This is a genomic window from Rhodococcus sp. IEGM 1302 (genome assembly GCF_030056935.1).
In the GTDB taxonomy this organism is placed as follows: domain Bacteria; phylum Actinomycetota; class Actinomycetes; order Mycobacteriales; family Mycobacteriaceae; genus Rhodococcus_F; species Rhodococcus_F qingshengii.
Genome location: NZ_JASHKY010000001.1, coordinates 856509 through 868598, shown reverse-complemented (window position 1 = coordinate 868598; position 12090 = coordinate 856509). Strand labels below are relative to the sequence as shown.

Annotated in this window: 11 protein-coding genes; 3 read left to right on the top strand and 8 right to left on the bottom strand. The window is 62.2% G+C overall.

From position 1 onward, the window contains the following. Positions 1-906, top strand: a complete 906-nt coding sequence (locus QM609_RS04195) for an NAD(P)H-dependent flavin oxidoreductase (RefSeq protein ID WP_371684401.1) — start codon at positions 1-3, stop codon at positions 904-906. Here QM609_RS04195 and QM609_RS04190 read toward each other — a convergent pair. Genes QM609_RS04190 through QM609_RS04165 form a run of 6 tightly spaced genes read right to left on the bottom strand, consistent with a single transcriptional unit; the run spans position 903 to position 6946 of the window. Beyond that, positions 903-1799, bottom strand: coding sequence for a LysR family transcriptional regulator (locus QM609_RS04190; protein WP_003939949.1), 897 nt, complete (start codon positions 1797-1799; stop codon positions 903-905). The genes QM609_RS04195 and QM609_RS04190 overlap by 4 nt on opposite strands. Positions 1800-1802: 3 nt before the next feature. Continuing rightward, entirely contained in the window at positions 1803-2705 is a 903-nt protein-coding gene (locus tag QM609_RS04185; RefSeq protein WP_007729501.1) for a LysR family transcriptional regulator, read from the bottom strand. A gap of 30 nt (positions 2706-2735) precedes the next feature. After that, entirely contained in the window at positions 2736-3548 is an 813-nt protein-coding gene (locus QM609_RS04180) for an enoyl-CoA hydratase/isomerase family protein (RefSeq protein WP_050654635.1), read from the bottom strand. After that, the gene (locus QM609_RS04175; protein WP_047272107.1) at positions 3545-4306 is read right to left on the bottom strand and encodes a crotonase/enoyl-CoA hydratase family protein; all 762 of its coding nucleotides are present in this window, start codon (positions 4304-4306) and stop codon (positions 3545-3547) included. The genes QM609_RS04180 and QM609_RS04175 overlap by 4 nt, the downstream gene beginning before the upstream one ends. A 37-nt stretch (positions 4307-4343) precedes the next feature. Further along, positions 4344-5390 carry an MBL fold metallo-hydrolase gene (locus QM609_RS04170; RefSeq protein ID WP_042448546.1) on the bottom strand — a complete coding sequence of 349 codons (1047 nt, stop codon included), beginning with the start codon at positions 5388-5390 and terminating at the stop codon, positions 4344-4346. Continuing rightward, entirely contained in the window at positions 5387-6946 is a 1560-nt protein-coding gene (locus tag QM609_RS04165; protein ID WP_003939977.1) for a long-chain-fatty-acid--CoA ligase, read from the bottom strand. Before QM609_RS04165 ends, QM609_RS04170 begins: the two co-directional genes overlap by 4 nt. 187 nt (positions 6947-7133) lie before the next feature. Here QM609_RS04165 and QM609_RS04160 point away from each other — a divergent pair, with 187 nt between their 5' ends. Continuing rightward, complete coding sequence (locus tag QM609_RS04160; protein WP_042923979.1) at positions 7134-8078, top strand: LysR family transcriptional regulator; 945 nt, start codon at positions 7134-7136, stop codon at positions 8076-8078. Here QM609_RS04160 and QM609_RS04155 read toward each other — a convergent pair. Beyond that, the gene (locus QM609_RS04155) at positions 8012-8902 is read right to left on the bottom strand and encodes a LysR family transcriptional regulator (RefSeq protein WP_030537198.1); all 891 of its coding nucleotides are present in this window, start codon (positions 8900-8902) and stop codon (positions 8012-8014) included. The genes QM609_RS04160 and QM609_RS04155 overlap by 67 nt on opposite strands. A gap of 182 nt (positions 8903-9084) precedes the next feature. Here QM609_RS04155 and QM609_RS04150 point away from each other — a divergent pair, with 182 nt between their 5' ends. Continuing rightward, on the top strand, positions 9085-10755 hold the full coding sequence (locus QM609_RS04150) for a chitobiase/beta-hexosaminidase C-terminal domain-containing protein (protein WP_007729525.1): 1671 nt from the start codon (positions 9085-9087) through the stop codon (positions 10753-10755). Between the two features lie 50 nt (positions 10756-10805). Here the strand turns inward: QM609_RS04150 and QM609_RS04145 are convergent, their stop codons facing one another. Further along, positions 10806-11996 carry an acyl-CoA dehydrogenase family protein gene (locus QM609_RS04145; protein ID WP_050654634.1) on the bottom strand — a complete coding sequence of 397 codons (1191 nt, stop codon included), beginning with the start codon at positions 11994-11996 and terminating at the stop codon, positions 10806-10808. Positions 11997-12090 lie beyond the last annotated feature (94 nt).

Genomic DNA, 12090 nt, shown 5'->3' with positions numbered 1-12090 from the left:
ATGTTCATCATCTCGACTCCTGACCTCGTCATCGCGCAGTGCACCTCTGGCATCATCGGATCCTTCCCGGCACTGAATGCTCGTCCGCAGTCGGCACTTCGGGATTGGCTCAAACTGATCACCGTGGCTCGTGAGGAACATGATCGTGAGCACCCGGAGAATCCGTCGGCGCCATTTGCCGTCAACCTCATCGTCCACCGGTCCAACAACCGCCTGGAAGAGGATCTGGCGACCATCGCCGAGTTCGAGGTTCCGATCGTCATCACGTCCCTCGGCGCTCGCACCGACATCAACGACGCAGTCCACGCATACGGCGGAATCGTTCTCCATGACGTCATCGACAATCGCTTTGCATGCAAGGCGATCGAGAAGGGCGCCGACGGACTGATCGCGGTAGCTGCCGGGGCCGGTGGTCATGCCGGTAGGCAGTCGCCGTTTGCCCTGATTCGGGAGATTCGTGAGTGGTTCGCCGGTCCACTGCTGTTGTCAGGTGCCATCGCTCATGGTGATTCGATTCTCGCTGCGCTCGCGGCCGGGGCCGATTTGGCATACGTCGGATCAGCTTTCATCGCAACCGAAGAGGCTAACGCGGATCCTGCGTACAAGGAGATGATCGTGGATTCAGGGGCCTCCGACATCGTCTATTCCAACCTGTTCACCGGAGTACACGGAAACTACCTGCGGGGCAGCATCGTTGCCGCCGGCTTGGACCCCGACAACCTGGCCGAATCCGATCCATCCGCAATGAGTTTCGCGACCAACGACACCGATACCAAGGCGTGGCGAGACATCTGGGGCGCCGGACAGGGCATCGGAGCGATCGACGCAGTCCTTCCGACGCATGCAGTAGTAGAACGTCTCGCCGCCGAGTACTCTGCCGCGCGAGAACGTATCTGCCGACTCTAGTGCTGTGACCGGCGTTCGTCGGACAGGTACTCGTGGATCAGGTTCACGAATACCTGTCCCACCGGCGACAACGTCGAGGGGTCGAAGGCGAGACCGTACGCACGCAGAAATCTCGGCTCGCAGGCCCGTTCCACCACCTGACCAGGCATCGATTTCGCCACCGAGCGCTCGACCAACGAACCGCCGAGTCCGGCGATGACCATCGGGAGCCGCGACTCCCGTTGCTCGGTCACCACCGCGAGTTCCGTTCTGGTACCGGCCTTTCGGATCGAGTCTTCGATCGCGTCACCCATCGCTGCCCCGCGAGGAACGAATACCATGGGAATGTCCGGCATTTCCGAAAGGCGTACCGGCCCCTCGGGTAGTTCCGTTCCCGCCGGGTAGACCAGGCGGTATTCCTGCTCCCCCAATTCGACGATTTCGAGCCCTTCGCCCGCCTCGAGCGGCAGATGAGCCACCGCGAATTCGCAGTGGCCGTCCCGGATGAGACTTTCCAGATTGTCCTCACGCTCGAGTTCCGAGAATCTGACTCGTGCTTGCGGATACCGTCGACAGAACTCCGCAATCAGATCGACGATCGTCCCCGAGGTCAGTGCAGGGAAAGCCATGATGTCGAGGCGACCGACGATGGCGCCATCGGATGCCGTCAACTGTTCAGCCGCCGCAGCTACGTCTCGCAAAACCTGTCGACTCGGGCCGACCAGACTGCGACCGGCAGCACTGAGCACCATGCCGCGCCCGATGCGATGGAACAGCCTCACTCCCAGTTCACGTTCGAGCCCGCGCAACGCTTGTGACACGGTCGGCTGAGCAACGCCGAGAGCCGCTGCGGCGCCGTTGATCCCCTTGTTCTCGACCACTGCGAGGAAGTACTCCATCTGCCGGAACTCCACAGTTCACTCCTCTTCCGTGGACGGAACGGCGGAGGTGGCCATTTCCGCAGCCGTCGCGATGAATGCAGCGGCCGCCGGGGATTGCTCGCCCGAGCGATAGACGATACCGACGTCGCGTGTCAGCGGCGGATCGAAGGAGAAGGCGCAGACGTCTGTCATCTGCTGTTGTGCAACCCTTCTCGGCACTACAGTGGCGCCGATTCCGCGGCGAACCAGTTCCCACGTGGTCACAGGGTGGACACAGTCCACGACTACGTTCTCGGCGCCTTCGCTCAGTAGACCCCGGAACTGATTCGATTGATCACCGAGATCGACCACAAGCGGCAAACTGTGCAAGAGCGCTCGCGGAACCGGATCCGCCAACGGCGTTGCAAGTCGGCCGGACAACGACGCATGGGTGGCGAGCACCAACTCCTGAGTGGCAATCGGAGCCGTGACCAAACCTTCGTACCCGATACTCAGATCGGTGACGCCGACCTCGGCCGACCCTCGCCGCAACGCATTGTCGACCCCGGCCGGGCCGTACGTGTCGAGAACACGCACGACGATCTTCGGGAAGTTGGCCCGGAATCGCCGGACCAACTCGACCATCGGATCGATCGAGAACGCCGAGTACGAGACGACGTCGACACGACCGAACTCGAGTTCGCGAACGGCGGTCACTTTCGCCTTCGCGCGCTCGACGTCGGCAAGGATTCTCCTGGCCGCGAGATCGAACGTGCGGCCCGCGTCGGTAAGAACCAACCGCCTGCCCGTCCGGTCGAACAGCGTGGCGCCGAGTCGACGCTCGAGCGTACGAATTGCCTGTGACAGCGAGGGCTGCGAAATGTAGAGAGCCTGAGCGGCCTTCGTTATCCCACCGTGGTCGACAACAGCGACGAAGTAGGTGACGAAGTGCAGATCCACTCATCCATCATACGACCAGCGATCCGTCGCTCACTCCACCCGAGTTGCCCCTGGTACGGCCCACTCTCCGGTGAAGATCGGCTCCCGCTTTTCCACGAAGGCACGAACCGCGTCGGTGGCATCCGTCGCAAAATTGACCGCTTGCGCCCTCGCCTCGTTGTCCAAGGTCTCCCGCAACGAGAGGGAGGTGTGACGTTCGAGCATGGCGGCAGACTGACTCAGTGCGGCCGGCGGGCCGGCGGCGAGCCGCTGCGCCAGTGTTGACGTGTGTTCGTCCAGCTCGGCCGGTTCGACCAGATAAGTCACCAACCCGAGCTCGTAGGCTTCCTGTGCGTCGATCGTCTCGGCAAGCATCACCAGTCGCTTGGCTTGTTGGAGGCCGACCAGTCTCGGCAGGATCCACGAACCACCGAAGTCGACAGACAACCCCCGTTTGGCAAAGATCTGGCTGAACTTCGCACCCTTGGCCGCCACGACGAAGTCGCAGAGCAACGCCATGTTCCATCCGGCTCCGACGGCAAACCCGTCGACCTTCGCCACCAGAGGTTTGGGAAACTCACTCAGTGCGATTGCCGTTGCGTTGATGACACGCATGCGATCGAGCGGGTGCGACGAGCCACGCTTGTCCAGATCGGAGCCCGCGCAGAAGGTCCCATCCGCGCCGGTCAGGATCACCGAGCGAATCTGCGCGTCCTCTTGAAGTTCGAGGACTGCTTCACGTAGAGCGATCCAGGCGTCGAGATCGAGAGCGTTGCGGCGGTGCGGCCGACAGAGAACAATCGTCGCGACAGCACCGTCTCGTTCGATGCTTACGGCCGCACGCTCGATCGTCTCGGCACTCATGAACCACTCCACACGGGAGAGCGCTTCTCGGCAAATGCCGTGGCGCCCTCCTTGGCATCACGAGAGGTGAAGACCGGATCGATGAATTCGCGTTGCGCCACAAAGGCATCCGGATCGGTGTACTTGGCGGACATTGCCAGTACCTGCTTGGTCGCGCGAACAGCCAGTGGACCGTTAGCCGCTACTCGGGCCGCAAGCTCGCGTGCGACGGTCAGCGCCTGTCCCGGTTCGGCGAGCCGATTGACCAAGCCGTGATGGTGCGCCACGGTGGCACTGAGCGGATCCCCCGTGATCGCGATTTCCATGGCCAACTGATACGGAAGAATTTTCGGCAGACGTAGGAGTCCGCCGGCGGCCGCGGCAAGTCCCCGCTTCACCTCGGGCAGGCCGAATTTCGCGTCCGTGGACGCCACGATCAAGTCGGCCGCCAAGGCCAGTTCGCAACCGCCGGCGAGTGCCCAACCTTCGACGGCTGCAATCAGCGGCTTCGACGGCGGAGCCTCGGTCAGACCGGCAAAACCACGACCCGGTAGCGATGGCCGCTCTCCGCGCGCAAATCCCTTCAGATCCATACCGGCGCAGAAGGTTCCACCAGCTCCGGTCAGAATGCCGATGGTGAGATCGGAGCGTTCCTCGAACTCGTCGATGGCCGCAGCCAAGGCTTCGGCAAGTTCGAGATTGACCGCGTTCTTGGCCTCGGGACGATTGAGGGTGATGACGGCAACGCCGTCGGCGAAGTCGGTGAGCACGACGCTCATGTTCGGTTCCTACTTCCGTGATGAGATTCTTGAAAGGTCACTGCGCGCGAATGCTCCAGCGCACGGGTGTGCCGCCGGACGGTGTCACGATCTCCCGCTTGGCCAAAACAACAAGATGAGCATGGGTTTCGCGGACTGCCAAGCGAAGTAGTCGCGGCGACATCTGTTCGAACGGGCGAGACCAGGAGATCGTGCGTGAGAGTTCCCAGGCCGTGGATTCAGGCTCATCCTGCACCGCAGCCACGATCTCCGCCAATCGCTCCTCGTGGTGCCCCATCAATTGACGTGCACGATCGGCGATCCCACGGAATCGATATTCATGTGCCGGAAGCACTTCGCACTCGCCCAGTGTTGTCGTCGCCTCGAGCGAGAGAAGATAACGATGAAGTGGGTTCTCGAGTTCACCGGGAATCGTGGAGATGTTCGGGCTGATCCTCGGCAGCATGTGATCGCCGCTGAACAACAAGCCTCTGGCCTCTTCCACGAAGCAGAGATGTCCGGGAGTGTGCCCCGGTGTCCACTGGGCGCGGAGATTCCAACCGGGCAGGTTGAGTGAATCCCCATCTCCCAGAACAATGTCGATGGTTTCGTGCTCGGCGAACCGCACCAGGTCGACCCGAGACGCGTCGAGCACTTCGGCCGGTGCGCCGAGTTCGGACAATTGCAGGTTCCAGCCACTGATGTCGTCGCGGGTCTGCTCGGGACCGTGGTATCCGAGGAGCGTCGCGTCGGCCACATGCATCGCAAGCGTTGCGCCGCTGACCTGCCGAAGACGCGGCGCCAGACCGAAGTGATCCGGATGCAGGTGCGTGATTGCCGCATAGCGCACTTCGGAAACGTGGTATCCGATCGATGCTATGCCGTCGACGAGAGCCTGCCAGGACTGTTCGTGATCCCAACCGACGTCGATGAGGGCAAGTCCGTCGTCGAGCGCGAGTGCGTAGACGAGTACGTAACGCAAAGGGTTGTCCGGCATGGGAACAGGGATCGACCACAATCCGTCCCGCACCTGTTCGACCGGTGGAAGGACTTTGTTCGCCCATGCCTCACGTTGTGCGACACCGACGTCTTCGGTCACGATCATGATGCTTCTCCGCTCGCGTTCAGCATGGTCCGCAGGCTCGACTTGAGCAGTTTTCCGCTCGCGTTGCGAGGTAGGGAGTCCACGAAATGGATCTGGCGAGGTTTCTTGTACGACGCCAACTTCGCTGTGCTGAAAGCGATCAACTCGTCGACGCTCGGCACGTCGGCACCGTCGACCAGTTTGACCACTGCGGTCACGGATTCACCCCAGCGCTTGTCGGGAACCCCGACCACCGCGACCTCGGCGACCGAGGGGTGCTCGGCCAGAATGGATTCCACCTCGATCGGATAGACGTTCTCTCCGCCGGTGATGATCATGTCCTTGAGTCGATCGGTGACGAACAGATACCCCTCGTCGTCCAGATGGCCGGCGTCCCCCGTTCGGAGGAAACCGTCGTGGGTGAACAATTCGGCGGTCTCACGGTCACGTCGCCAGTATCCGCGAGTGTTGTTTCTACTGCGCGCGACGATCTCACCGGAATTATTGGGCGGCAATTCCTCACCAGTGGTGACGTCTCGAATCGAGATCTCGACGCCGATCATCGGCTTGCCCGCAGAGCGAAGCAACTCCGAACGCGGCCCGCTCACATGATGGTCGTAAGCACGAAGGACGGATACCGAACCCGTCGTCTCGGTCATCCCGTATCGCTGAACGAATTTGCAGTTCAAGACAGTCATCGCGTGGGCGAGGAGCGCCGGAGTGATCGGTGACGCCCCATAGGCGACCACCTCCAGGCTGGTCAGATCGAAACTGTCGAGAGTCGGCAGATCTACCAGCGTCTGAATGACTGCAGGCACCAGAAATGCGTGGGTGACGCGGTGGGTCGCGATGGCATCAGCGACCCGAGCCGGCGCCATGTCTCCGAGCAGCACCAAAGGCACTCCGGCCGACAAGCATGTACTCATCCAGCCGGCACCGGCGATGTGAAAGAGGGGAAGTGCATCGAGTGCGACTGCATTCGAACCGAATTCGTAGACATCGAACCCCTCGGGCTCGTTGTACAGATTCCGGTGCGTGGCCACGACGCCCTTGGGCCGGCCGGTTGTCCCGGACGTGTACAGCTGCAGAACTGCTGCGTCCGGATCGTGCCCGTGTCCGGGGTCGACACCGGTACCTGATGCCACGAACTCCGCCCAGGTTCGCGAATCCGGCAGGCCCCCTGCAGCTCCCACGGTTATGACCTCGATGTCCGGCAACGCTGCGGACATCGCCGCCGCCCCCGCGGCGAACTCGTCATCGACGATCAAGACGTCGAGCTCCGCGTCCTCGGCGATGTCGACGAGTTCGAGTGGGTTGAGCCGCCAGTTCAACGGTATGAACACAGCGCCTGCCTTCGCACATGCGATGAAGGTTTCCGCACCTTCGAGCCCCATACGCAGTAGCGCACCGACACGAGCACCCGTTGTGGTCACTTCTGCCAGCGCACTCGCCAAGGTGCTGGTCTCGCCATCCAGCTCAGCCCAAGTCAACGTTCGGTCGCCGCACGTGATTGCCGGATCGGACGGCCGTGTCGACGCCGAGTGGCGTATCCGGTTGGGTAGGTGAAGCTCGCTCACATCACGCTCCTGTGTTCCAGGTACTCACCGAGCACGAACCGCGGTCGGTGGTACTGGAACAGTCGACCATCGCTATGGCCTGCGCCACAAAGACGAGAAGGCGCACAGAGCCATAGCTCAGACCTATGTCAGCAGGTCGCAGCAAGTCACCGCCGCCAAGGGTCCGTCATCTGGGAGAATTCGTCAGATGCAGGCACCCGGGATGGACATACGCAGCGCGCAGTATCTCGTCGCGGTCGTCGATCACGGCAGCGTCACTGCCGCCGCGGACGTCCTGCGTATCTCGCAACCGTCCCTCTCGCAGGCCGTGCGCAACCTCGAACGAGCTCTCGGAGCCACACTCTTCGAGCGCACCACTCGCGGTCTGGCTCCCACCACGGTCGGACTGGCAGTTGCCGATTCTGCCCGTACGTTGCTCGCCGACGTTGCTCGGGCCGAGGCCGCGGTGGCTGCGGTAACCGCTTTGCGCGCCGGGGAACTCGCCATAGCGGTTCAGTCCGATCTCGCCATCGACCCTGTTGCAGAGGTCGCCGGACGCCTCCATCTGACGGCACCCGGAATTCGGTTCTCCACGAACGCCTCCGCCAACGCACAGGACGTGCGCGCGCTCGTGAGAGCAGGTACGTGTGAACTCGGGTTTCTCGAGACCCACCCGGGTGCCGAAGTCTCCGACGGGCTTCGAGAAATTGCCGTGAGCACCCAGGAAACGGTCTTGTCGATCCCCATTCGCCTGGCCACAGACCTCCCCGATCCGGTTCCGCGCACCGTGGTCGCGCGCCTGCCGATGGTGGTCGAGGCATCCGCAGTTCGGCGCGGGCACTCGATCGACGACGATCTGGAACTCACCGACGTCGTCGTGGAAGTACCTGATCGCCTTGCTGTCCGGGAAATGGTCGGGCAAGGTGTAGGCGCCGCGCTGCTGCCCAGATCGATCGCCGAACAAGACTCCCCGGCATCTGAGGTTCGCTCGCTTTTCCCACCGATCACCCGGCAGACGATCTTGGTCTACCGCGACGGCCCGCTCTCACCGGCCGGGTCTGCGTACATCGAGAACATCTCCCCACGTCACAAGCCCTCCACGAACAGCCTGCCCAACGGCGAGAGCGTCTCCGGATCGAACTCGACGCCGTAATTCAGTGAGATCGCCGGCTCCACCGGAAATATCTCCGCGCCGGACGCGACCGACCTCTCGGCCAACGAACGCTCCATGAATGCCATGCCCAAACCAGCAAAGACGAACGCGCCGACGGTCTCCCGCTGCGCCAACTCCGTCGACATCCGAGTCCGGGCCCCGGCGGCCTGCAGAGACGACTCGATGGCAAGGCGAGCCCGCGAGTGTTTGAGCACACCCACCACGGGGAGATCGGGCAATGCCGTCAATGACACCGGCTCTCCCGCAGCGGGTTTCACACCATTCGGCCAGACGTCAGGATGAACCCCCGACGGCACTGCCAGCCAGTACTCGTTCACCCCCAACACTTTCGTGGACAGCGCCGACATGTCGGGTGGCCAGTAACTGAAGACCACCTCGCACGCGCCGTCTGCCAACACCTGCTCAGACGTTGCACCCTGCGGCAACTCACCGACCCGAACGGTCACAGCAGGCCACCGCTCACGAAAGTCTGCCACGATGCGTGCGATCGGACCTTCGAGACCATGTGCCGCGGAGCAGATGTCGAGCCGGCCACGAGGCTCGTCGGCCGTACCGATCGCGACGTCGAACGCGGCCGCGCTGCTGCGAGTCATCTGCCTCGCCGGCCCTACCAACGCCCGACCTGCTGCCGTCAGCACCAAACCGCGACCGACGCGGTGAAACAGTTCGACTCCGAGTTCACGCTCGAGGCCACGAATACCCTGCGACAGCGACGGCTTGGTGACCGACAGATTCTGCGCAGCCGTCGACAAGGACTCACCACCGGCAACGGCAAGGAAGTACTCGATCTGACGTAGGTCCACTCCATCGACTTTGCCATAAACGCAGCCGGGTATACCGGTACCAAGCACTGCAGGGTGTTCACACACGCTTCATTAATCGGACATTCAGGACACACCTTCTTCTACCCGGCGCCACCTACCGTAATTGGTCCAGACCAATTACGGATAGGTCTGAACCACCGCGTCGAAGACAAGGAATCCTCGTGAGACGTACGACCATCGCGATAGCAGCCGTGACAGCGGCTCTCGCCGTTCCCGGCATCGCCCCCGCCGAATCCCACGCCGAACCCGGCTGGGGCAGTTCGTCCTTCGAATGGGGCAGCTCTTCGGGCGAGAACAACACGCCGCCCGCAGCGCCCGGCGTCAGCGTCCCCGGCGGACGGTACGAGCACCCCGTCGACCTGACCTTCACCGCCGAGCGCGGCGCCACCGTCCGCTACACCGTGGACGGAACGACACCCACCACCGACAGCCAAGCTGCCACGCCGGGACGTCCGCTGCACATCGCACAGGACACCAACGTCACTGTCGCAGCTTTCCGCGGCGATCACGCGAGCGCGGCCGTCTCGTTCGGCTACCTGATCAAGACCTCGGAAAAGCCGCTGGCTCAGGTCGTCGTGATGTCCGACGTCCACGTCGGCGATCACGCGAACAACGACAAGAAGTACGAAAGCTTCTTCGACACAATCGGTTCCATCTTCCCGAAACCCGACGCCATCCTCTCCAACGGGGACATGATCAACGACAACGGAGACGGCAAGGGGCCCGACCACAAGATCGTCGCAGAAATCTTCCAGGCAAACCTCGCCCGAAAGGGCATGAACGACACACAACTCCTGATCTCCAACGGCAATCACGATGCAAGTCTCGCGGCGATCAGAGCCGGATACCCGGCGGAGTGGTTCCCGGATTCCGGTGGCGGATACTACGAATCCGACGTCAATGGTGTCCATCTCTTCACGGTCAACACCGAAACCTACAACAATGATTCAGCGCAACGCAATTGGCTGAAGTCCCGCCTGACCGAAATCACCGCGGAGTCCGGGAACCTGACCAAGCCGATCCTGGTCCAGGGACACCGGCCGGCAAGCAACACAGCCATGGACGGGCAGCAGGCGTCGAACCCTCGATTGACCGAAGACCTGAGTGCCTTCCCTCAGGCAATCTTCTTCTCCGGGCACTCACATCTGAACAACAACGACGACCGGTCGATCCATCAGCGTGACTTCACGTCGGTCAACGACGGCTCGATGTCGTACATCGAAATCGATCACGGCTACCAGATGGTGACCGAGTCCGGTCTCGCGAACCGTTTCGAATCACCCACTGCCCAAGCGCTCTTCGTCGAGGTCTACCAGGACCGCACGGAAATCAACCGAATCAACATGGCGGCAGACAAGCACGACATCTACGCCGGTGGCGCGTGGTCAGCCAACTGGCAGCCGCCGTACTCGAGCGCGGGCACGCTGAGCGGTTCGGGGTGGACGGTCGAACTCGACGGGTCGACCAACCAGCAGATCAAGGACAACTTCCGCTACACCTCGGGCGCACGGAACACGCACGCGCCGGAGTTCACCTCGAGCACTCCGCTCTCGGTGACGACCGGCGAAAACGGTGCGACCGCACTGAGGATCGCGCAGGCCAAGGACGATCAGATGGTGCACCACTACGCCGTCGAGGTCACGGACACAGCCACCGGAGCGAAGGTGGTCTCGTCGAAGGTGCTCTCGGACTTCTACTTCATGCCGCGGCCGAACAGCCTCGACATTCCGATTCCCGATGCCGCAGCGGGCACCGCATACGAAGCCCGCGTCGAAGCCGTTGACGCATACGGCAACCGGTCACCGGTGACAACCCTGGCCTTCACCCGCTGACCCGACACGACAAAGCGGCACCGCGCATATTCGCGGTGCCGCTTCTCGGCTCAGTTGTACGTGCGAAGCAGGCCCTTGCTGATGATCTGCTTCTGGATGTCGCTGGTGCCTTCACCGATCAGAAGGAACGGCGCCTCACGCATCAACCGCTCGATCTCGTATTCCTTGGAATAGCCGTATCCGCCGTGGATACGGAAGCTGTCCTGGGTGACCTCCGAACAGAATTCACTCGCCAGATACTTCGCCATACCCGCTGCGACATCGTTGCGCTCACCCGAGTCCTTGAGCCTGGCAGCGTTGACCATCATCAGATGTGCCGCTTCGACTTTGGTGCCCATCTCGGCGATCCGGAACGCGATGGCCTGATGCTCGGCGATCGGCTTGCCGAAAGTCTCGCGTTGCTTGGCGTAGGTGACAGCCAGTTCGAAAGCGCGCTGGGCAATTCCGCAGGCACGCGCGGCGACGTTGACCCGGCCGACCTCGACACCGTCCATCATGTGCCGAAATCCCGAGCCAGGGGTGCCACCGAGAACCTCCTCGGCTCCGATCTCGAAACCGTCGAAGATCATCTCCGTGGTGTCGATTCCCTTGTACCCCATCTTCTCGAGCTTGCCCGGAATGTTCAGGCCCGGGAGTACCTCGCCGAAACCTGCGGGTTTCTCGATCAATATCGTCGTCAGATTGTTGTGCGGCTTCTCCGCGCCCTCGTCCGTCTTGACCAGGACTGCCACCAAGGTCGAGGAACCCCCGTTGGTCAGCCACATCTTCTGGCCGGTGATCACGTAATCGCCGGAGTCCGTCCGCTTCGCCTTGGTCGATATGGCAGCAACATCGGAACCGAGGGCAGGCTCCGACATGGAAAATGCACCGGTGAGTTCCCCGGAAGCCAAACGCGGCAGGTACTTCGCCTTCTGTTCCGGCGTCCCGTGCGCCGAAATCATGTGAGCCACGATGAAATGCGTGTTGATGACACCGGACACGCTCATCCATCCACGGGCCAATTCTTCGACGCACAGCGCGTAGGTGAGCAATGATTCGCCGATACCCCCGTACTCGGGGTCGATGGTCAGTCCGAACAGACCCATGTCCTTCATCTGCTTGACGATGTCGGTCGGGTACGTATCCGAGTGTTCGAGTTCCTGCGCCGCGGGGATGACCACACGATCGACGAACTCGCGTACCGCCCCGACGATATCGGTCTGGGTTTCGGTCAATCCCGCCGTCTGCGCCAAACGAGTCACTGTTCCACCTGTCAGTCGGTACTTCGTGCCCTCCCGGTCGACGAAATTGATTCGACTCCAGGAACTTTCATCCCACCGCGACGTGTGTGCGGCA